Origin of the sequence: Paenibacillus chitinolyticus (assembly GCF_045038035.1) — a bacterium.
Lineage (GTDB): Bacteria > Bacillota > Bacilli > Paenibacillales > NBRC-103111 > Paenibacillus_F > Paenibacillus_F chitinolyticus_A.
Window position 1 is genome coordinate 203700 of sequence record NZ_CP173427.1, and the last position, 21798, is coordinate 225497.

General features: G+C 57.5%; 15 protein-coding genes and 1 riboswitch. Of the genes, 10 read left to right on the top strand and 5 right to left on the bottom strand.

The genetic code is table 11. From position 1 onward, the window contains the following. Positions 1–120: 120 nt before the first annotated feature. Positions 121–323: riboswitch (cobalamin riboswitch) on the bottom strand. Between the two features lie 221 nt (positions 324–544). The 4 genes from ACI48J_RS00875 to ACI48J_RS00890 all read right to left on the bottom strand — a co-directional run bounded on the left by ACI48J_RS00875 (position 545) and on the right by ACI48J_RS00890 (position 5212). After that, positions 545–1603 carry a permease gene (locus ACI48J_RS00875; protein ID WP_405081270.1) on the bottom strand — a complete coding sequence of 353 codons (1059 nt, stop codon included), beginning with the start codon at positions 1601–1603 and terminating at the stop codon, positions 545–547. Between the two features lie 212 nt (positions 1604–1815). Continuing rightward, positions 1816–2346: a hypothetical protein gene (locus ACI48J_RS00880; RefSeq protein ID WP_405081271.1), complete on the bottom strand. Its 531-nt coding sequence runs from the start codon at positions 2344–2346 to the stop codon at positions 1816–1818. A 150-nt stretch (positions 2347–2496) separates the two neighbouring features. Continuing rightward, entirely contained in the window at positions 2497–4080 is a 1584-nt protein-coding gene (locus ACI48J_RS00885; RefSeq protein ID WP_405081272.1) for a phospholipase D family protein, read from the bottom strand. Between the two features lie 220 nt (positions 4081–4300). Next, a complete protein-coding gene (locus ACI48J_RS00890) occupies positions 4301–5212 on the bottom strand; it encodes a LysR family transcriptional regulator (protein WP_405081274.1) in 912 nt (303 codons plus the stop codon). A 263-nt stretch (positions 5213–5475) separates the two neighbouring features. On the opposite strand from ACI48J_RS00890, the gene ACI48J_RS00895 reads away from it, so the two are divergent. The 6 genes from ACI48J_RS00895 to ACI48J_RS00920 all read left to right on the top strand — a co-directional run bounded on the left by ACI48J_RS00895 (position 5476) and on the right by ACI48J_RS00920 (position 15250). Beyond that, positions 5476–6798 (top strand): YeiH family protein, encoded by a 1323-nt coding sequence (locus ACI48J_RS00895; protein ID WP_405081276.1) that lies wholly within the window; start codon positions 5476–5478, stop codon positions 6796–6798. Positions 6799–7104: 306 nt separating this feature from the next. Beyond that, positions 7105–7791, top strand: coding sequence for a metal-dependent hydrolase (locus tag ACI48J_RS00900; RefSeq protein WP_009675829.1), 687 nt, complete (start codon positions 7105–7107; stop codon positions 7789–7791). 215 nt (positions 7792–8006) lie between these two features. Then, the gene (locus ACI48J_RS00905) at positions 8007–9287 is read left to right on the top strand and encodes a DUF445 domain-containing protein (RefSeq protein WP_326052266.1); all 1281 of its coding nucleotides are present in this window, start codon (positions 8007–8009) and stop codon (positions 9285–9287) included. Between the two features lie 233 nt (positions 9288–9520). Further along, positions 9521–9739: a hypothetical protein gene (locus ACI48J_RS00910; protein ID WP_326052267.1), complete on the top strand. Its 219-nt coding sequence runs from the start codon at positions 9521–9523 to the stop codon at positions 9737–9739. A gap of 234 nt (positions 9740–9973) precedes the next feature. Beyond that, the gene (locus tag ACI48J_RS00915; RefSeq protein ID WP_405081277.1) at positions 9974–10825 is read left to right on the top strand and encodes a DUF72 domain-containing protein; all 852 of its coding nucleotides are present in this window, start codon (positions 9974–9976) and stop codon (positions 10823–10825) included. A 171-nt stretch (positions 10826–10996) separates the two neighbouring features. After that, positions 10997–15250: an Ig-like domain-containing protein gene (locus ACI48J_RS00920; protein WP_405081279.1), complete on the top strand. Its 4254-nt coding sequence runs from the start codon at positions 10997–10999 to the stop codon at positions 15248–15250. 56 nt (positions 15251–15306) lie between these two features. On the opposite strand, the gene ACI48J_RS00925 is transcribed toward ACI48J_RS00920, so the two are convergent. Further along, entirely contained in the window at positions 15307–15660 is a 354-nt protein-coding gene (locus tag ACI48J_RS00925) for a LysM peptidoglycan-binding domain-containing protein (protein ID WP_405081281.1), read from the bottom strand. A gap of 195 nt (positions 15661–15855) precedes the next feature. Here ACI48J_RS00925 and ACI48J_RS00930 point away from each other — a divergent pair, with 195 nt between their 5' ends. From ACI48J_RS00930 to ACI48J_RS00945, 4 genes are all read left to right on the top strand, one after another. After that, entirely contained in the window at positions 15856–18348 is a 2493-nt protein-coding gene (locus ACI48J_RS00930; protein WP_405081283.1) for a S1C family serine protease, read from the top strand. A 134-nt stretch (positions 18349–18482) separates the two neighbouring features. Continuing rightward, a complete protein-coding gene (locus ACI48J_RS00935) occupies positions 18483–19370 on the top strand; it encodes an ROK family protein (protein ID WP_326052272.1) in 888 nt (295 codons plus the stop codon). Between the two features lie 222 nt (positions 19371–19592). Beyond that, positions 19593–20600 carry a FecCD family ABC transporter permease gene (locus ACI48J_RS00940; protein ID WP_405081284.1) on the top strand — a complete coding sequence of 336 codons (1008 nt, stop codon included), beginning with the start codon at positions 19593–19595 and terminating at the stop codon, positions 20598–20600. Then, positions 20597–21652, top strand: coding sequence for a FecCD family ABC transporter permease (locus ACI48J_RS00945; RefSeq protein WP_405081285.1), 1056 nt, complete (start codon positions 20597–20599; stop codon positions 21650–21652). Before ACI48J_RS00940 ends, ACI48J_RS00945 begins: the two co-directional genes overlap by 4 nt. Positions 21653–21798 lie beyond the last annotated feature (146 nt).

Consider the following 21798-nt stretch of genomic DNA (forward strand, 5'->3'; position numbering starts at 1 on the left):
CTGACCTCTTCTCCGCACACAAAAAAAGACATCCTTCCCTTCGCACGGGAACACGATGTCTTATGCACGCAACAAAAAAAGTTTGCGATCTCAAACACCTCCCTATTCCTCGTAGGTCGTATCAGTGCTGTCAAAACAGGCAGGTCTCCTGGCTCGGGGCGTCCATACCGGCTCCTTCCCGGAACGTCTTGGTTCCAGTGGCTTCGTGCCGGATGTGAATGAGAGTGTTTCCCCTTACAGTGGCGGGACCGCGACGGCATTTCACCGTTCTTCCCTTTTAAATTTTAGAGTGGCTCTAAAATACCTGTTTCCACAAATATGCGGTTTTCCGTGATAATACTACAGGATGTCCCAAACCTTGTCAATTGCGGAAAAGGCATGAATTTCAAAGGCTGAAACACTGCCGGAATCGGTTTCGGAGTCTCTTTTTCCCTTACCGTTGACATCGCTTTCTTTTGTTTGCGGAAAAGAAAAACGAGAGGGGTATCGGCCCTCTCGCTTAAATTTATTTTATAGACTAAAAACCCGAACCAAAACTCTGAACTTATAGGACGAAAATGCCGACCACGCCGGTTACGATTCCCGTCAGGGTAACCATACCGGCTGTGAACCAGAGCACCCGCGCGGGAAAAGCCTTGCGCACCATAATGAGGGAGGGCAGGCTGACGGCAGGAAGGGTCATAATGAGCGCGGCGGCCGGTCCCGTACCCAGGCCCAGGGCCATCATCGTTTTGGCGATCGGAATTTCCGCGGCGGTCGGGATGACGAACAAGGTTCCGGCCAAAGCGAGCCCGATCAAGGCGACGAGGCTGTTGCCGATCGCGGGATCGAGGGCCGGGAACAGCCAAGCGCGTGCGGCGCCGAGAATGAATACGGCGATGAAGTAGACGGGAACCACGGTCCAGAACATCGTCCAGAGCGCTTTCAGCCAGCGGACGACGACCGGTCCGGACTGCGGCTGTGCAGCCGACGTCTTCGGAAGCTCTCCGGTCACTGCCTCGTCCTGCTTGACGAGACGTTCCGCCCAGTACGAGACGCCGAACACGAGCACGATACCGGCGGCAATTCTCAGGATGGCGAATTTCCAGCCGAGCACGAAGCCCATGAAAATAATCGTCGCCGGGTTCAGTACCGGGTTGCCGATCCAGAAGGCGAGAGCGGACCCGATGGAGCCCGACTGCTTGCGCATGCCGACCGCTACCGGAGCGGCGCAGCAGGAGCACATCATGCCGGGCATGGCGCTAAGGCCCCCGGCAACCGTGCTGCCGAAGCTGCGCTTGCCGAACACCCGCTTCAGCCAGTCCTGCGGGATCAGCACCTGAAGCAGAGAGCCGAGGACGATGCCCAGAATCGCGGCTTTCCAGACGGCTTTGAAATAGACGACGGAATAGTCCCAAGCCGCGGCCAGCGAAGGCTCGGCGGAGCCGGCGAGAATCGACTTCCCGATATCATGCTTGGCGGCCGCGGTAAGCGCTTTGTGGAAGTACGGCTCCCACTTTACGTAAAACAATCCGCCTATGAGGATGGCGATAAATATAAAAGGCTTCCAGTAAGCAGTGCGCGGTCTGCTTTTGGTGGAAGCCGGAATTGGAGATGTATCCACGTGATGTCCCACCTTTCTAAATCCACTTGCAACTATACCATAGTCACCGGGGAAAAAGAATGGCTTTCTTCTGTCAGAACGGTGTAAAGACTATACCATAAATCGAAAAATTAGGTATTAATGAAAGGGGTTCTAGCCAGAATCCTATTGGGCTTTGAAGATTACACGGATGACTAAAAAGGTAGGGTGGGGAAACCCCTGCCTTACCTTTTTTATTTTAATTTACCGGCAACATAGTTACTAAGTCTTTCTTTAATTTGCTTAATCCCTTGTTCGGTAATTTTTAGAGAAGCTTTCGCTTCAGTTCCAGGTACGTAATAAGTTTTGTGGATAAGAGGAATTAAATTCTGTATTTCCGTTTCCAATATTCTATAGTCTTCTTTACTTTTGTCAGTAAGTTTTCCGTCATTCGCTTTATAGCTCTTTTCTATGTTTTCAGTTAGTGACAGCAGATTTGCAGCTATCGGCTTTAATGCCTCGTATTCGACCGCCTGATCTATTATATCTGAGTAGGCCTCAATTTTTATTAATTTTTGCCTTAAGCTGGCTATGTTATCTGGGGAAAAGCTCTCAGCTTTACTTGAAACTATCTCATCGTAGCTAGTAAGAACGACTGATAACGAATGACCTGCGATGCTCTCCATGCCTAAACTTTTATTTTTCTGTTGGCTATAAAATACTGAAGCAGCGATGAGTAAAAGTACCACAATAACAGATATCACTACAATATTTTTTTTAAACAAATAATTCACTCCTAATTGTTATCTGTTTCCCCAAAAAATCCGTTTATGATAGGGGCTAAATCATACAGGTTCTTTTAGGAAAATTATATCATTTAGGAAGCAATTACAAAAATATCAAGTAGATTATGAAGTTTAGCTAGGATTTTGAAATCAGTAAGTCGTAAATCCGAGCATGTCCTGCAGATGATAGACGATTCGCTTGAAGCCGACCAGCTTATCCTCATAGGCCGGATACTCCAGGGAATACTCGGCATCCCGGTTATTCCACAGGCGGTCCCAGTAACGGTCGAGGTCCCGTGTAATTTTGCTGCCTGGCGGGGCCGTTATCTCCACGTTCGTTTCCAAATTAAGATCGTCGAGATTACGGGGCGTGAAATTGGCGGAACCGCCGTTAATGACGGCGCTGCCGTCCGGATGACGGATGTCGATCAGCTTCGTATGAAACTGCTCCTGTGCGGTGTTGTACCATTTAACGGCGATTTTACCGCCCGTTTTCTTCCTCAGCTCCGCGGCGACCGGACGGTTCGGAATCCCGGTCTTGCTGTGTCCGAACGCATTCTGGTTCGGATCGAGGAGCAGCTGGATGGATACGCCCCGCGCGGAAGCATCCAGCAGAGCGTCGATGACCTTGCGGTCGGCGAGATAGAACATACCCATGCGGATCTCACTGCCCTTGGGCGCTGCCGAGATACTGTTAAGCAGGCGGGAATAGATCTTCCCTTCCGTAAGCAGGCGTACGGTCACGGCGTCCTTGGAGGACGCCGCAGGTTCTGGCATTCCGTTTCCGGACGCCGCTTCCGGACGTGCGGATTCTCCCTGCTTATCGGCTGCCTTCGGCTGAAGGTGCGCGGGCCCGCCCGACATAACGGAAGCGGCCTGCTCCGTTCCGACGACTTCGGAGATGAAGCCCTTGCTGCCGGTTATCTGAAACCCGATATTCGAGTTGTTGAAGCTGGCATCATGCGGGTTGGCGGACAGCACCAGCGCCGTATTTTCGGTGGCGACGACTTTGCGGTGGTTCGCTTTGACATTGAAAAGCTTCGAATAAGAGCGCAGCGTCACTTTGGGGGCGGAATCCGCCAAAGGGTTGGGCAGCCAGCCCTTACCCGACTGTCCGAACCACTGGAACCCCATCCGCCAGACGGCGGAGTACAGCGGGACGGAGTCTCTCAGCGGGTCCGTGTCCGTGAGTACGACCCCGATACCGGCCACCTTGAGCCGCTCAAGCTCCGGGGACGGATGCGAGCCGTAGGTTGTGTTCACCTCATCGGAAACGACCGTGATTGGCATGGCAGGGTGTCTCCGCCTGGCGTCCAGTAGGCTTTCCGTCAGCTGTCCGCTCAGAGGCGGGAAGGATTGGTCGTTGTCGTAGTACCCGCTGTACAGGAACATGTCGACAACGATAAATTCCTTCGCTTCCGCGATAGCTTGGTTGACCCGGTCGAAAATCATCTGTTCCTGATGATAGCCGCCGTCTTTTTTATAAGAAAGATCATAGAGAAAATTTACGCTCTCCGCCCGGTAGGCTTTTCCTTCGAACGACAGGCCCGGAGGCAAAGCTTTGTGTGTATGAACGGCGGCCACGATACCCGCCCAGATGAAAAAGACGAGAAGCAGAATACCGCCCTTCAGCCAATTCGAGGAGAGCCAGCTTTTTTCGGTTTGCTTCCGTGTATCTTCCGAAGAGCGGACCGGGGGCAGAGGTTTTCGTTCGGTTCGTTTTAAGGGCTCCATGCGCATTCTCCCCGTACTTGTAATGGACGTAACGGAGCCTGTGTCCGCCGGTGCAGGGAGTCTATAGACTCCCGCATGGGTTAGGGGCAGACCGTTACAGGCTACCGACTATTTAACGCCGGGAAGGGACATGTGAAGCAGGGGAGTTTTGGAACGGGAAGAAGAACGGAACCGAAAACAGCGGCAGTCGTGCCGCGCATGGAAACGGACCGGAGACCGGTCAGGGTGCGGAGGGGCCGGGAACCTGCATCGCCTCATGAGCGCCGCGAACTTTCTGGACGAATACTTCCAGTGCCTTCGAGTTTTCACCCGCGGCTCTGCGCACCATCGTCAGCGTCCGGGTCAGACGGCGGCCGCCCGCTCCCAGATGGACGACTTCTCCCGATTCCAGCTCCTTGCGCACGATCCATCTCGACAATAAAGCGATCCCTAGGCCGGCGGACACCGCTTCCTTCACGCTCTGGGAGCTGCTGAACATAAAGGAGCGCTTCACGTTCAGCTGCCATTCGGCGATCAGTCTATCGCTGTAATCGCGGGTTCCCGACCCGGGCTCCCGCCAAACCCACGTCTGGTTCTGCAGGGACTGGAGCTTGAACGGCTCCCGTGTCAGTGGATGATCGCGGGGAGCAATGAGAATCATTTCATCTTCCATAAAAGGCTCGATCTCTACGTCCGGAGCGTCCGCGATCCCCTCGATCAGCCCGATGTGAAAATGATCGCGGCGCACGCCTTGAACCACTTCGACGGTGTTCGCGATCGTGGACTGGATGTCCACCTTCGGGTAATGCTTGGCGTAATCGGCCAGCAGGCGGGGGAGGATATATTCGCCTATCGTAAAGCTGGCGCCGATTTTAAGCGATCCCGTCACCACGTGCTGCAAAGCGTTGATTTCCTGACGGGCTTCTTCGTAGAGGCGCAAAATTTTTTTGGCTCTCGCATAAAGAAGCTCTCCGGCTTCCGTCAGCTTGACTTGTTTGGGAGAGCGGATCATCAGTTTGGCGCCGAATTCCTGCTCCAGATTCCGGATATGCTGGCTGACGCCGGGCTGTGAAATATTCAGGGCCTCGGCGGCCCGGGAAAAATGGCGCTGCTCCGCCACGGCGGCAAACACGCGCAAATGATCGACGATCATCGTAAATCCCTCCGCAACGATTGAGTGTAGGAAGACAGCCGGAAAGCGGCAGCATGCGGCTGAAAGCCTGGCGTTTAAAAGCCCTTTTTGGAAAAGGGAAAAGAGCTTACGGCCTTTGCCTCCATTGTATCATAAGTTTTTGTAATGATTGGCATCGCGTATTCGTATTTCCGTTCCCTCGCGCGTCCTCTTATAGTGAAAATATAGAACGCGTTCGACAGCCGTGTGAACACGAGCCAGAAACGAACTGGAGGGGTCGACAGATGAAAACTTTCATACAGCGGTCAGGAACCCCGGATTTACATGAAACGGGAAAAGAAAAGACGGATTCGATTGAAAGCCGCTCTCCGATAAACGAACGGTTAAGCACCGTTTCTCGAGACAAAACAGGATCTCCTGTTATAAAAGAAGAAACACGGCCGGAAGAGACACACCCGGTTGTGCCGGCAAGAAAAACCGGTACGCTTGCCGCCTCGGATTTCGCAGCCGGGCCCGGGGCAGGTACTTCCGGCTCCGGCGAAGCGGGCATCGCGTCCGGCAAAGCGGCCGCCCGCCTCGCCACAGGCCTCGGAATGACGCTTGCGCTGGCCCTCGCGGCCAAAGCGCTCGCCCTCATTCCGGGCCTGAATGTCGTCGGGCAGCTCGTGCTCGCCCTGCTGCTCGGCATCGCCTGGCGTGCCGCCGCTCCCGTGCCGGCATCCGCCCCGGCCGGGCTGGCCTTCGCCAGCAAAAAGCTGCTCCGCGCGGGCATCATCCTGCTCGGCATGCGCCTCAGCCTGCTGGATGTGGTACATGCGGGGCCGGCCGTGTTCGCCGCGGCGGCGGGCAACATCCTCTTCGCGACCGTCGTCGTATACGCCATCGCCCGGCGGATGAACGTAGGTCCGCGCCTCGCGATGCTGAGCGCCTGCGGCACCGGGATTTGCGGGGCGGCGGCTATCGCCGGCATCTCTCCGCAAATCAAGGCGGACGACGACGAAACGGCCGTCGGCGTCACGGTTATCGCCCTGCTCGGCACGCTGTTCACGGTAGCGTACACGCTGGTGTATCCACTGCTCGGCTTCTCGTCCGCCGAGTACGGCTTCTTCTCGGGCGCGACTCTGCACGAGATCGCCCACGTGATCGCGGCCGCCGCTCCGGGCGGCAGTGCCGCGGTAGACAGCGCGCTCGTCGCGAAGCTGACGCGCGTGGCCCTTCTCGCGCCGGTCGCTCTGGCGCTCGGCGTCTGGACGGCGCGGCGGGAACGCCGGGACGCCGGCGAAGGCGCAGCGGGCTCCGCGGCTTCCGGCGCAGCCGGGAGCGCCGCTCCCCGCAAGGCGGGCGTGCCGGTCCCGTGGTTCATCGTGGGCTTCCTGGCGGCAGCCGCTCTGAACACGGTCGGGATCGTACCGCAACCCGCCGCGGCAGCCGCCGTTCAAGGCGCCTACCTGCTTATCGCGATGGCGATGGCGGGGCTCGGCTTGAACGTGAACCTGGCCGTGTTCCGGCGTCACGGCCTCCGGGCTTCCGCAGCCGTGCTGCTGGGCTCGGTGCTGCTCTCGCTGCTCGGCATCGCGGAAGTCTATGTGCTGCGCCTGCTCGGCTGACAGCCGGTATAGACGACGTGAAGCGGTCGTTCGGATAAAGCCCTTTGAAGCGGCCATATACTTGGCGATTCGGCCTTACGCCCGCGCAAGCGGGCTTTTTGCCTGTCCGAAAAGTTGTATTCGCCTTCCGGTTTGGGGTTTAATAGAGACATGGAACCGAAAGATCCTGTTTGAACCGGCGTTCCGCTGGGCACACTTCCATTGAAAGGTCTGTTTGCAGGCCGCATTTTATACATACACCATTGGATGTTTCGGAAGCCCGTCAACGGGGTAATGAACGAGTTGAAACTTGAAGGAGGCGCTCATATGCAAATTACTTATCACGGACATTCGTGTTTTTTGGTAGAAAACGAAGGATACCGGGTACTCTTGGACCCTTTTCTAAGCGGAAATGCACTGGCTGTAGCCGATCCGGGAGAAATTCAAGTGAACGCCATCCTGCTTACACACGGCCATAGTGACCACATCGTGGATGCCGAGGAAATCGCCCGCAAAAATGACTGCGTCATTATCGCAAATTTTGAAATTGCTTCTTATTTCGCATCCAAGGGACTCAAAACCTTTGCCATGAATATCGGCGGCAGCGCCAAGTTCGAATGGGGCACCGTCAAATATACGCTCGCTTTCCATTCCTCCAGCATTGAGGTAGAGCCGGGCAAATTCGTGGACGGGGGACAACCCGGGGGCATTCTGCTGACCATGGGCGGCAAAACGTTCTATCACGCGGGCGACACGGCCCTTTTCGGAGATATGAAGCTGTACGGAGAAATGTACAACATCGATGTGGCGGCATTGCCGATCGGAGATGTGTTTACGATGGGACCGGATGAAGCGGTGCTTGCGGCTACATGGCTGCGCGCCAAAAAATACATTCCGACTCACTACAATACGTTCGACGTGATCAAGCAGGATGCAAGCGAATGGATTCAAAAGCTGAAGCAGGCGTATCAGGAAGGTGTCCGGCTTGCTCCGGGCGAGACTTTGGACGTCTAGAACCTGCGGGGACAACGATAAGGGAACCAAAAACGAGGGGGCTGTCTGCGTACATACGTACAAAGGCAGCCCCGCTTCGGTATCCCGGGGCGGCGGAATGCGCACCCTCTGGAGTTCATAGGAAAAATCGGCGATAATGCTGTTAACGATAAAAACCAGGAAACCGGCGGCATCCGTTTGCCCGGCCGGTTATGCCCTGTCGGAGGGATTCATCTATGCAGGAACTTCAATCGAGAGAAAAAAAACCTAAAGAGACCAAACATATCGCGACGGTTTCGCTCGGTGTGATGGGAGCGGGCTTCCTGGCCACGCTTCCTTTCGCTCCGCATACCGCGGGAGCCTTTCTGCAGAGCGGCTTCGAAGCGGGTCTTGTCGGGGGACTCGCGGACTGGTTCGCGGTCACGGCTCTTTTCCGGCACCCTCTGGGGATCAAGATCCCGCATACGGCGCTGCTGCCGAACAACCGCGCCCAGATGACGAAGGCGGTCGTTTCCGCGGTGGAAGACAACCTGCTGGGCAAGGAAAGCATCGCGCTGCGGATCGGCCAGATGCGCCTTGTCGAGACGATGCTCGTCAAAGCGGAAGAAGCGCTCCGCTCGGAAGGTGCGCGCGAGGCGGTGCGCAGCGCCTGCCGCTACGCGCTGGAGCGTCTGCCCGCCGAGCAGATCGCCGCTTTTGCCTCGCAGCAAATCCGGCAGGCGGCGGGCAAAATGGACCCGGCCGCGGCCGTGGGCCTGGCGGTCGATCAGGTGCTGTCGCACGGCTACGAAGAGCCGGCAATTGATTTCCTGATCGACCGTGCCGAGCGCTGGGCCGTGCGGGCCGAGACGCGCCGCCTCCTCGGGGAGATCGCCGAGGGGGTTATCCAGGGAATCGAGATGAACGGGCTGATGGCCTTCGCCAAGAATGCACTCCTCGGATTTATGTCCGGGGACAAGCTTGGCGGCATGCTTCAGCATGCGCTGCTCGATAACCTGGCCGCCCTGCGGCTTCCCGGCCACCGCAACCGCGCCGGCCTGCTCGACATCGTCCGCCGGGAGCTGGCCGGCCTCAAAGACAACGAGCGGCTGCACGATGCCGTCGGTAACCTGTCGCGGCAGCTGCCGGACCGGCTCCGGCTGGAGGAGCGGCTTGCCGCTATGATCGAAAGCTGGCGCGACCGGCTTCTGGAGCAGCTGCAGGAAGGGCCGCTGCTGGACGAGACCGTCATGCCGCTGCTTGAAGAAGGCGTCCGCCGTCTGCGCAGCGATGAGGATACCGTGCGCAAGCTCGAGGAATGGCTGAAGGCGCAGATCACCGAGTTTGTGGAGCGCAACCATTCCAAAATCGGCGCTCTTGTCCGCGAGAATATCGACAAGATGGACAATGCCACCTTGATCGAGTTCATCGAGAACAAGGTCGGCAAAGACCTTCAGTGGATCCGGGTCAACGGCGCCGTCTGCGGATTTATTATCGGGCTCGCTCTCGAAGGGGTGCGCATGCTCTTCGGACAATAACGCCGGCGGCTCCGGAAGGCGGTCTCCTCGCAGCGCCGGGTGAGCTTACTGCCGTGCGCTTGCTGCAACGATAAGGGGCCGGGTCATCCGGCCGATAAGGGCCGCCGGCGCCTACAGGCATGTCCCCTGGGACAAGAGCGGAAAAAAGTCTCCGTCCGATAGGCAAGTGAACAGGCATAAACGTCTCTCCCTTCGTATGCTGAATTAGAAATATCAGAGAGGAGAGGTTCAATATGAGTCATCATCATCACCACCACCATAATCACTGTCTTTGCCCGGAGAAGCAGGTATTCGATCCGCCTACGCGAGTATACAGAGATTTTTTTCACCCGCAGATCGTAGAAGTCGTTCATCCGATCGAAATCGTTAACCGCCATCACTGTGTGCCCGTCCCTAAACACGTTCACTGCTACACGGTGAGAGACGAATTCTGCCCTTCTCCAATCCGTTAACGATCCAGCCGATACTAGGGAAAGCGCCGGGGAATTGTTCTCCGGCGTTTTTTGTGCAGTCTCTTTATTGGGATTATTGGCGAATGCTCTTGCTGTCATAAGGCGCTTCAGCCCGGAACCTTGAGCCGGGTGGGGCAAACGGGGAGGATTCGGGTAATCGTACCTATGTGTTAAAATGGAAAAAAAGCGGTTGATTACAGCCGGATAGAAGACGCTGCCGGAGGAGGGATTGGCATGATACGAATCGGATTGGCAGGCTGGGGAGATCATGACGATCTCTATACGACTCCTGCGGACAAGAAAGAAAAGCTGAGAGTGTATTCCTCGCATTTTCCGGTTGTGGAGCTGGACAGCTCCTTTTACGCCGTCCAGCCCCTGCGCAATACCCGGAAGTGGGTGAAGGAGACGCCGCCCGGTTTCGGGTTCGTCGTTAAAGCGTACCAGGGTATGACGGGACATCTGCGCGGGAAAAATCCCTTCGAAAGCACGGAGCAGATGTTCCGGGCTTTCGCGGAGTCCATCGAGCCGATGCGCGAGGCGGGCAAACTGACGGCAGTGCTGATGCAGTATCCGCCCTGGTTTGACTGTACCCGCGAAAATGTGGACGCGCTCCGCGAAGCGAAGAGCCTCCTGGATGGGCTGCCGCTCGCGGTGGAGTTCCGGCACCGCAGCTGGTATGCCCCGGAAGTGCGGGAACGCACGCTCGGCTTCCTGGAACAGGAGGGCTGGATTCACACGGTCTGCGACGAGCCCCAGGTCGGCAGCGGATCGGTGCCGATCGTGCTCCGCGCAGCCAATCCGGACCTGACGCTGGTCCGGTTCCACGGCCGCAACGACGGCGGCTGGGTCGGTGCGCCTCCGGGCAAGAGCTGGCGCGACGTGCGGTACCTGTACCGCTACAGCCGGGCCGAGCTCCTGGAGTGGAAGGAGCGTCTTAAGGCGCTGGAACGGAGCAGCCGCGAAGTCGCGGTTATTTTCAACAATAACTCCGGCGGGGATGCAGCCGCCAACGCCAAACAGATGATGGAGCTGCTCGGCATCGAGGACGAGCAGGGACTCGCTCCGAGACAGCTTGACCTCTTCTGATCTTTGCTCCACCACGAAAAGCCATTATGCCTTTTATGGGCAATTGGCTTTTTTTGTCGTTTAAAAGAGGAGTCGGCAACCCTCGGAAAGAATCAATCTCGTGATATTTAGAAGGGTCGGATAAACCGGATCATTCAAGCAAAGAAAATTCAACCAAAGCGGAGATGAAGGATGAGAAAGAAACGTAAGATTCCACAGGTTTTATCTGTTTTGATGGCAGGCGCTCTGGCAGCTTCCGCCGGAACGGCGGGAGGCTCGACCGTAAGCGCCGCCCCCGCAACCCAGAAAGCCGGCTTTGCCGATCTTTCGGGGGTAACCGGAAATCCGCTGCAAAGTATTCAACGGGCGGTCGAGCTGGGGCTTTTCGACGGTGCCTCTGAAGCTTTCCGGCCGAAAGATCCGCTGACCCGGGTCGAGATGGCGGTTCTCCTTACACATGCACTGGAGCTTCCGCATGACGCATCTTCTTCGTCCTTTAAGGATGTTTCCGCAAGCAGCTGGGGAAGTCCGTATATTGAGGCGATCCGCAAGGCCGGTATCGTCCAAGGCGACGGAGAGGGGAACTACCGTCCTCAAGCTCCGGTAACCCGCCAGGAAATGGCGGCCATGCTGGTGCGCGCAGCCGAGCTTTCTTCCGAAGGCGGCAGCGAGTCTGTTTTGCCCGGAGACTGGGATCGGACCGCTCCGTGGGCGCAATCTTACGTCCGGGCCAGTCTGGAACAAGGTTCCATGAAGCTTGCCGGAGGCTCCTTTCTTCCGACAGGGTCCGTCTCCCGCGGCGAAGCGGCCGAAATGCTGCTAGCCACCTTTTTCTCCGTCGAACATGACATGATCCTCCAGGAAATCAGAGATTCCCGCCACATCAAACTGAACGGTGTCTTATATGAGTTGTCCGAAGAAACGGCAGCCCTTTTTACGGAGAAGAACAAGGCGGTTCTTGCTGAAGCCAAGCTGAAAGTTCATGCGAAGGGCCGCAAGATCGACGCGATTACGTCGCTTGAACTGCGCGCATCCGGAAGTCCGGCCGGGGACGGGGAAGAGGAATTTTCGCGCAACCTGGTACTGGAAGGAAACGGGGCCGTCCTGCCGGGGGATCTGATCGTATCGAATAATTATTTGTCCGTGACCGGCCTGCAAGTTAACGGCGATTTGACCGTTGCAAAGGGGCTGGAGAACGACTTTTACGGAAGCGGTATCAAAGTTAAAGGGCAGACGAGAGTAGCCGGAGGAGACGATAATACGGTCGTTTTCGAAAATTCCGAGCTGAACAGCCTGACTATTCTTAAAGAAAATGTGCGGATCGTGGCTTCGGGTAACACCGTCGTCCAGCAGATGGACATCCGGTCTTCGGCCCAAGTGGAAGTCGGCGCGGAAGCCCGGGTACCGGATATTACCCTGTCCGACGGTTCCGCTAAAGTGGATCTCCACGGATCGCTTGGGCAGGTTACGGTACAGAGCTCGCAGCCCGCACAGATTACAGGAAACGCTTCGATCCGGCAGCTGAACGTAACGGGTTCCGCTTCCGTAAGCATCGACGGCACGGGAACGATTGACCAGCTGCAAGTCTCGAATGCGGCTTCCCAGGTGCTAATCGGATCGTCGTCCCAGGTAGCGGCGGTTTCACTGGGGCAGGGTGTGCCTGCCTCGGCGGTTACGAGAAGCCAGGCTCCTTCCGGCGGCACAGGGGGCTCTTCCTCTTCGGGTTCGTCCAACGGCGCACCGGTTCAGGTGACTCCGTTCGCCGACTATATCTTCATGGAGAGGGGCACGGGGGCCTCGATCGACCTCTCGGCATTCTTTACAGATCCCGATGGAGACACGCTGAAAATTTCGGCCATCTCCAGCAGCAACAGGGTCGTGAGCGTATCAACGAACGGGTACACGGCAACTTTGACGCCTGCGGCAAGCGGGACTGCAACGATTAAAGTTTCCGTCGACGACCAGCACGGCAATAAAATAAGCGGTTCCGTCAAGGTCACCGTTTACGCGCTGCCCGTTGCCCAGCCTATTCCCGATCAGCTTGTCCAGTTGAACGGCGGTTCCGGCACAGTGCGGCTGAGCGATTATTTCAGCGACAAGGCGCTGCGGAATTTGACCTATTCCGCTTCATCGGCAGATCCGGCAATCGCGGATGTGTCGGTAAACGGAGACGGGCTGAGTCTGACCCCTCTCCGCTCCGGGCACACGTCCGTAACGGTGACGGCTCAGAACGATATCGTGGCGAATGACGGATCTCGAGGTGAAACATCGGTCACGTTCGCGCTCACGGTAAATACCGCTCCTTCGGCATCGCAAATTCCGGCTGACGTGTATCTGGCTCCGGGAGCCGCCGATTCGTCTCTCGATTTTTCGCAGCTGTTCACGGATGCGGATGGGGACGCGCTCACTTACGAAGCCGAGTCAGGCGACCCGTCGGTTGCGACCGCAAGCGTCCAGTCCGGCCTGTTGACCGTCCAGGCTAACCAGCCTGGAACGGCCGTGATCCGGCTGCGGGCAAAGGACGGAAAAGGCGGGGAAGGCACTGCGGATCTGACCGTTCACGTCAGTCCCTTTAACCAGTCTCCGGTTGTGAGCTTTCAGCCTGCGGACAGGCTGCTTGCCGTAGGCCAGACGGATACCGCTCTGGATTTGGCGCAAGTATTTACCGATCCGGACCAGGATGCGCTTGTTTACGAATATACCGTATCGGATCCTTCCGTCGTTGGGGCAGTCCGGCAGGGCGACTCCCTGCTGCTGACGGCGCTCCAAGGCGGACAGGCCGTGATTAAACTGACGGCCAAGGACGGCAAGGGCGGAGAGGTGAGCGCCTCTTTCACCGTGTCCGTTAACCGTGCGCCGGCGGCTGTCCGCAATCCGGACGATGTTTACCTCGTGGCGGGCCGAGCGGACGGCGAACTGGATCTTTCGCAGCTGTTTACGGATGCGGACCAGGATCCTCTGACCTATGAAGTCCTGTCATCGGTTCCGGGTACGGCGTCCTGGGAGGTAGCCGGGCAGAAGCTGAAGCTGCACGCCCTTCAGGTCGGCACCTCCGCTTTCCGGGTCACCGCCAAAGACGGACGGGGCGGCGAGGCCGCCGTGACCTTTACCGTCAACGTGCGTATGCCGAATATGCTGGGTACGATCCCGGATCAGACGGTGGAGCTCGGAGCGCCTAAACTGCTGGATCTGACCGCCCTTCTGGCGGGCTTTGATGCCGCTGCTACGGTAACCGCCAATACGTACGACACTTCTGTTGCGACGATTCTTTTGACGGACAGAAAACTGACCATGACGCCGATAAGCGAAGGCACGGCTACGGTCACCCTAAGCGTGTACCACCCGGTCGAGGGCGATCAGAGTACACAATTCGCCATCCGAGTCGTCCAGCATCTGAACAGCGCGCCGACGGCGGTTAAGACTATCCCCGACCAACTCCTTACTCCGGGCGTTACGAATATGCGCACGTTCGATCTGTCTTCGTACTTCGCGGATGCGGACGGAGATGCCCTGACGTATACGGTGTCCGGCGCTTCGCCGGCGGCCGCGTCGGCTGCCGTATCGGGCAGTATATTGACGCTAAACCCGGGTACGGGAAACGTGGACGGCCAGGTGACGGTTACGGCCGATGACGGAAGAGGCGGGACCGCCGAGCTGCAAATTAACGTGCGCACGGCTCAGCTCGTCAACGGCGAGGTCATTACGGTTCGTACCAAACAGGGCTTAAAGGATCCGCTCAGTTACGATTTGGCCGAGCTGTTCCCGGGGGAGACCTCGTTCCGCGTGTACAAAGGCACGGCGGACGCTATCGTCAGCGGTCCGACGACTTTTAACGGAAAAACGGTTTTGCTGGGTACCGACACCCCTTACTTGTGGGTGATCGGAGCCCAAGGGAAAGCGGCCGTATTCCGGGTCGTTTCCGAAGTGCAGGGCGCTCCTCAAATTTTCTTCTCGGAGTATTTGGACGCAGGGGACGGAGAGGTCGCGATCGAGCTCTTTTACAGCGGAGATCTGGATCCGAGCAAGAAGCCGACCGGTTATTCCCTCGAAGTTCATCAATATATGAAAAAAACCGGAAAAATGAATGTGATCAGCAAGGCGCTTATTGAAACGGGGCCGGGCAAACCGCTCATTAATCCTTATATTTTTATTGATTCTATTTTCTACGAGTTCTTTGATAAAACGACGGCTACCTATTATAACGAGGACGGGATCAGATTTTACAATCCGTCCGAATGGAACACGGTGGCCCTGGTACTGAAAAAAGACGGGCAGATCGTCGATGTGCTCGGAGATCCGTCTTCGACGGCGCAGTTCCTGCCTAACGGCGGAACGCTGGTCAGAAAGTCCGGCATATTTACCGGATCGCAGCAGTTTTCCAAATATGGGGAGTGGAACGTGTTTCCGAAGGGAACCTACCAATTTATGGGCCGTCATACTCCGTAAAACAAAAAGGACTTTGGAGACGGAATCGCCTCCAAAGTCCTTTGCTGCTCGGCCGCTTAACGTTCCAGCCTGGTAACCCGATGCTCCAGACGGTCGAGCCGCTGATCGAGCCGGTTGACTTCCCGGGTGAGTCTGCCCAGTTCCCGGCTCAACTGGTTGAATTCGCGCTCCAGCGAGTTTACGCGCTGCTCCAGGTTCCCGAAGCCAGGTCCGGGACCAGGTCCCGGTGCAGGTCCCGGCCCTGGACCCGGACCCGGCACCGTTCCGGGGGCGGGAATATACAGCGTCTGTCCCACATAGACATAAGGGGTGGACAAGTTGTTGGCGCGGAGCAGAGCTTCCACCGTTGTGTTGTGGCGGTTTGCGATCAGATACAGCGTGTCGCCGGGCTGCACGACATAAGTATTCATAAAGGTTCCTCCCGTGAACGGAGTTAGGATAGCTGCCGTATTGTATGTGCCGGCTGGGCATTGGGTGCCCGGCAAACGCCCGGCGCAAGACGCTTTGACATGAAAAAATTCCATTGCCGACCCCGGGAGGAATGTGCTAGATTTGAAGCGGAATACATAGATTTCCAAAATTTTCATGGGGAATGGGGTCAAGCAATGCTAAATCGCAATACCTTCCGGCTGTGGGGGATTCTGCTGACAATGATGCTGGCGGCCGCTTCCGGCTTCGGCTTCGGCACGCCTGTGCAAGCCGCAGCCGATTCGGACGAGCTACCGCAGATTATCGCCCGCACATCGCCATCCGTAGTCGCCATCATCGGCAAGCCAACCGGCGGCAAAACCGATAAAGGCACAGATAAAGACCGCTACGATCTGGCGCACGGCACGGGAGTGATCATTAAATCGAACGGGGTCATCGTGACCAACGCGCATGTGGTGAAAAGCATGAGCAACCTGGTCATCGTGACATCGGACGGAAAGTCTCATACCGGCAAGGTGACCAATCTGGACGAACAGAGCGACCTGGCTCTGGTCAAGATTGAAGCGACCGGCCTTCAGACGGCATCGTTCGCCGATCCGAAGAGCCTTCGCGTGGGCGAAACGGTCGTCGCCATCGGCACGCCGGTTTCGTTCGCGCTGCGCAACTCCGTCACCGTGGGAATCGTGAGCGGCATCGACCGCTCGGTGAACGATCAATACAGGCTTATCCAGACGGACGCAGCCATTAACCCGGGCAACAGCGGGGGCGCTCTCGTGAACATGAAGGGCGAGGTCGTCGGCATCAACACGCTCAAATACTCGGAGTACGGAGTCGACAATCTCGGGTTTGCCATTCCCGTGGATACCGTGGATTACGTGCTTAAACATTTCGAAGCTTACGGAAAAGTGAAGCGCCCGTTTCTTGGGCTGAAACTGGAAGAAAGCTGGGAAGCGGCCGTCGGCCTTCCTTCCGATGACGGTTTGACGGTGTCGCACGTGGAACCGGGATCGCCGGCCGAGAAGGCGGGCATTGAAGAAGGAGACACCCTGGTGTCTATCGGTGACAAGGCGGTGGACACAACCGTCCAATACAACGAAGTATTAAAGCAGTATTTGCCCGGACAGAGCGTAAAGCTGACCGTGCAGGCGGGAGGGAAGACGGTAACCCGCGAGGTCTTACTGGGAGAAGAGAAGTCCGAGGATGCCCGTCAGACAGACAATACCGACAATACGGGACTGAATACGGACCGGGGCAAGACGAAAATCGGAGACAGCAGCCAGAATTGGTCGATGAAATATCCGAGCGGGCTGATCAAGCAGTTCCAGAGCGCGGACGGCACGGTGGTACGGTTTGCCGACGCCAAAGGCGACTTTACGCTGTCCGTCTCCGTCGAAGATCAAGGCGACGAGCTTTCTCCGGCCATGCTGCTCAAGACGGCTGCAGAGCTGAAAATGGGCACCGTTCTGGAAAAGCAGTACGTAAAGAGCGGCGCGCAGCCGTACGCCAAAGTAACCGGTAAGCTTGGAGGCATGGTCTACCAGATCCGGCTTTATCAGGACCGTGGAAAGCTGTACGGGCTGGCTTTGACCTACAGCGAGGACAAAGAGAACGGCACGAAAGCGGGGCCGAACAGCTACGCCGATCTGCTGGACAGCTTCCGGACCGTTTTCGACCGGCAGGATGCCAAGCTCAAGGACATTGCCAAGACGAAAAGCGGCAGCGGGGACGAGGTATCGAACGAATACGGGCTTACCTTTGCCCTGCCCGATAAATGGAACGAGTCGCCTTATCGGACCGATGTCCAATATTCGAACGATACCATGAGCCAGGGAATCTCCATCGAAGTGACTTCCCAAACGACCGAGGATACGCTCGATGCCTGGGTGAAACGGGACATAACGGATTTCGAAGAAACCTTCGCGGCACCCTACAGGGAGACTTCGGAAGTCAAGAAGGGGACCTTGGACGGCGCGGAGTCCCGGGAGATCACATTCTCCTCGACGATGGGCGACAAATGGGACAGCATCCACCAGGTTTATTTGGTGAAAGAAGGGTATAAATACAAGTTTTCGATCCATTATCCGAAAGACCTGAAGGCCGACGAGACCGACAAGCTGCTCGGAACCGTTATTTCCTCCATCCGGCTGGATGTGAAAAAAATGGACGCCGGCGTAGGCTTCATTCAGGACGAACAGGAAATTTTGGACAAAAACCGGACGATCCGCTATGCCGATGAGGACTATGGATATACGGTGAAAATACCGGAAACGTGGACCCGCGAATACGCGGAAGATTACGACGATCCGAAATTCCAAAAAGGCGGCGCTTCCTTCTATACCTTCACCGGCGGATACTTTGCCGTAGACGTGGAGGAGGGAACCGACTGGCAGGAGAAAGCCGCTGAAATTAACGCCGGTCACGCGAAAAGCACCGAGGCCGACGCGGACTACAAGGTCAAAGCGGAGGACGTCAGCCTGCTGGGTACGACAGTCCGTAAATTTACCGTTCATTACTCGGTAAAAAAAGTCGGCTACGAAGAAACCGAGTATGTGCTTGCCAGAAACGGGAAAGTCTACGTGATTACGGCAAGACTGAACGACGCGGTTCATACCGAAGCGAATGCCGAGCGTCTGAACAAGGCCGTCCGGTCGATGGTTTTCGGAAAATAGTCGGATTTGTGTGACTGGAACGATTGCATGTCCATCCGGCATCTCTTACAATGGGCATAACAGGAACAGACGGCCGGGAGACGCGTTCTCCTGCCCGTCTGTTTTCGTAACCGGAAGAGGAGAGGACACGGCAGATGCGTACATTAGGAGCAATTGAAGCAGGCGGAACCAAGTTTGTCTGTGCGATAGGCAGCGAGGACGGAACGGTACTGGAACGGGTGAGTTTCCCGACGACCACTCCGGAAGAAACGATGAGCAGCGTCCTTTCATTCTTTGAGGGCAAAGGGATCGAAGCGCTTGGCGTAGGCTCGTTCGGGCCGGTAGATCCCAATAAGAAGAGCCCGACTTACGGGTATATTACAACGACCCCCAAGCCGCATTGGGGCAACTATAATATTTTGGGCGAACTGAAAAAGCATTTCGACGTACCGATGGAATTCGATACGGATGTGAACGGGGCGGCGCTCGGGGAAGCGACATGGGGGGCGGCCAAAGGGCTGGAGAGCTGCCTTTATATCACGGTGGGAACCGGTATCGGAGCAGGAGCGGTTGTGGGCGGCAAGCTCGTGCACGGGCTCACGCATCCGGAGATGGGCCACATCTTCGTACGCCGCAATGCGGAAGACACTTACGAAGGAAAATGTCCTTACCATAAAGATTGCCTGGAAGGACTGGCGGCAGGCCCGGCCATCGAGGCGCGCTGGGGAGTGAAGGGCACCGAGCTGGGTACCGATCACAAAGCCTGGGAACTCGAAGCCGATTACCTGGCCCAGGCGCTGATGAGCTACATTCTGATCCTGTCGCCGGAGAAGATCATCATGGGCGGGGGCGTGATGAAACAGCGGCAGCTGTTTCCGCTGATCCACGCCCGCCTGCAGGAACTTCTGAACGGCTACGTTCAGAAAGAGGAAGTTGTGGCGGGGATCGCCGACTACGTCGTATACCCGCAGCTTGGCGACAACGCCGGAATCTGCGGCGCTCTGGCGCTGGCCGCCCGCGCGCTCGGATCGGAAATCCGATAGCGGGTCTGCAAAGCCGTACCCATTCTCCCGAACCCGGGCGGATGGGTATTTTTCTTAGATAAAAATAAGTATAAACGTCCCGGATCTTATCACGTTTGCCTGTGATAATGATTATCAACTTCATTGACATTGGGCGGGGTGTATTTTACACTAAGGGAAGAATAGGGAGAGGGCGTATAGGGTTTTTCGCTATGCCCGGTGCTCGCAAAGGGGTTTGCCGATTTGCCTCTAAGATCAAACACTTTCAAAACCATAGGACTTCTGACCGGTGCCGCCCTTCTTATATTTGCTATGGGATGCAGCATCGTTTACGGATATACGGGCACCAGCTGGCATACCGCATGGGATGCCTACCGTGCTTTCAACGGCTCCAACGAGCATCTGATTATCCGCGAAGCGCGGATGCCCAGAGCGCTGATCGCGGCCGCCGTCGGCTCAAGCCTCGCCATTGCGGGCGTGCTTATGCAGGCGCTTACGAAGAATCCGCTCGCCTCGCCGGGACTTCTCGGCATCAATGCGGGAGCTGGCCTGCTCATCGTGATCGCGATGTCCCTGCTGTCGGTCAGCTCGCTGTCCACGCTGGCGTGGATCGCCTTTCTGGGCGCGGCCATCGCTTCGGCGGTCGTGTACATGCTCGGTTCCGTCGGCCGGGAAGGGCTCACGCCCATGAAGCTGACGCTCGCCGGCGCAGCGGTCGCCGCCTTGGCCAACTCGCTCACGCAGGGCGTGCTGCTCTCCAACGAGACGCGCATTCAGGACGTCCTGTACTGGCTGGCGGGATCGGTCGAAGGACGCAAGCTGGACATTCTGCTCCCGGTGCTGCCTTATCTGGGCGCGGCCTGGCTCGTCGCCCTGCTGTTGTCCAGCCAGATCAACGTCCTGATGATGGGCGAGGACGTAGCCGTCGGGCTGGGCCAGCGGACGGTCTACATCAAGCTGATCGCGGCCGTCGTCGTTGTTTTCCTGGCGGGGGGCTCCGTCGCCGTGGCAGGCCCGATCGGATTCGTCGGCATTATCGTGCCGCACCTTGTCCGGTCACTCGTCGGCTTCGATCACCGCTGGGTCATCCCGTACGCGGGAATCTGCGGCGCGCTGCTGCTGGTGGCGGCCGACACGCTTTCGCGTTTCATCATCATGCCGCAGGAAGTTCCCGTCGGTGTGATGACGGCCTTTATCGGAACGCCGTTTTTCGTCTATATCGCGCGGAGGGGGTTTAAGACTTCCTCATGAGCCGCTACAAACATATTCGTCTAAAAAGGCCGTCCGTTTCATTTGTACTGGATAAGCGGGCCCTGCTCGTCACCGCGGTTCTCGCGGTGCTGCTCTTCCTCCTTACGCTCGTCTCGACGGGCACGGGAGAGATCAAAATCGGCCCGCTGCAGGTGCTCCGCACGCTGCTCGGGATGGGCACGCCGCAGGATGCGCTCGTCATTCACACGTTCCGGCTGCCGCGGGTTCTCGTGGCGGTTATGGTAGGGGCGGCGCTGGCTATGGCCGGAGCGATCCTGCAGGGCGTCAGCCGCAATCCGCTGGCGTCTCCGGACATCATCGGCATCACCGACGGCGCCGGCGTGTTCGTCGTCGCCTTCATCGTGATGACGACCGGCACGAGCAGCACGTTCCTGTCCCAGGCCCAGTGGCTGCCGCTTGCGGCCTTCGTCGGCGCTTCGCTGACGGCGCTGGTCATCATGGCCTTGGCCTGGAAGAACGGGCTGCCGCCGGTTAGGCTCGTGCTGATCGGCATCGGAATCGCGGCTTCTTTGTCCGCGGTGAATACGATGCTGATCCTGCTCGCTCCGCCGGTCCTGACGACTCAGGCCGTCACCTGGAAGGTGGGGAGCGTGTACGGCTCGAATTGGAGCCACGTCGGAGCGCTGGCCGTATGGCTGGCGGTGCTGATTCCGATTCTCGCGTACATGGCTCGCAGCCTTAACGTCCAGGCGCTGGGCGATTCGGTCGCCACCAGCGTGGGCAGCCGGGTGAACCGCCAGCGCGTCGTGCTGATTCTGCTCAGCACCGCTCTTGCCGGTTCCGCCGTAGCCTTCGGCGGAGGCATCACCTTCGTCGGGCTGATCGCGCCGCATATGGCGCGGCGGCTTGTCGGAAGCGCGTACGGCGCTTTGCTGCCTGCGTCGGGGCTGTTCGGCGCCCTGGTCGTGCTGGTGTCCGATTATATCGGCCGCACGGCGTTTCCGCCGCACGATTATCCGGCCGGGATTTTTACGGCCTGCGTCGGGGCTCCGTATTTTATTTACCTGCTGTACAAATCCCGGAACACGTAAACGGTTTTACCGTTATATAGATAGAAGATGCCGCGCCCAGAGACGGCTGCTGTTATCCGCATTTCGTGCGGGCAGCCGGATTGCGCCCGGATATGCGGCGCCGACCGCCGCTCTGAACGATTAGCCGCCTCTCGTCAGTTGGATGA

Bases quoted from the DNA above. Each gene is read 5' to 3' on its own strand.
- ACI48J_RS00910 (WP_326052267.1), top strand. From the start codon at position 9,521: ATGAGTCATCATCATCACCACCACCATAATCACTGTCTTTGCCCGGAG.
- ACI48J_RS00930 (WP_405081283.1), top strand. From the start codon at position 15,856: ATGCTAAATCGCAATACCTTCCGGCTGTGGGGGATTCTGCTGACAATG.
- ACI48J_RS00895 (WP_405081276.1), top strand. From the start codon at position 5,476: ATGAAAACTTTCATACAGCGGTCAGGAACCCCGGATTTACATGAAACG.
- ACI48J_RS00920 (WP_405081279.1), top strand. From the start codon at position 10,997: ATGAGAAAGAAACGTAAGATTCCACAGGTTTTATCTGTTTTGATGGCA.
- ACI48J_RS00925 (WP_405081281.1), bottom strand. From the start codon at position 15,660: ATGAATACTTATGTCGTGCAGCCCGGCGACACGCTGTATCTGATCGCA.
- ACI48J_RS00935 (WP_326052272.1), top strand. From the start codon at position 18,483: ATGCGTACATTAGGAGCAATTGAAGCAGGCGGAACCAAGTTTGTCTGT.
- ACI48J_RS00945 (WP_405081285.1), top strand. From the start codon at position 20,597: ATGAGCCGCTACAAACATATTCGTCTAAAAAGGCCGTCCGTTTCATTT.
- ACI48J_RS00915 (WP_405081277.1), top strand. From the start codon at position 9,974: ATGATACGAATCGGATTGGCAGGCTGGGGAGATCATGACGATCTCTAT.
- ACI48J_RS00890 (WP_405081274.1), bottom strand. From the start codon at position 5,212: ATGATCGTCGATCATTTGCGCGTGTTTGCCGCCGTGGCGGAGCAGCGC.
- ACI48J_RS00885 (WP_405081272.1), bottom strand. From the start codon at position 4,080: ATGGAGCCCTTAAAACGAACCGAACGAAAACCTCTGCCCCCGGTCCGC.
- ACI48J_RS00905 (WP_326052266.1), top strand. From the start codon at position 8,007: ATGCAGGAACTTCAATCGAGAGAAAAAAAACCTAAAGAGACCAAACAT.
- ACI48J_RS00900 (WP_009675829.1), top strand. From the start codon at position 7,105: ATGCAAATTACTTATCACGGACATTCGTGTTTTTTGGTAGAAAACGAA.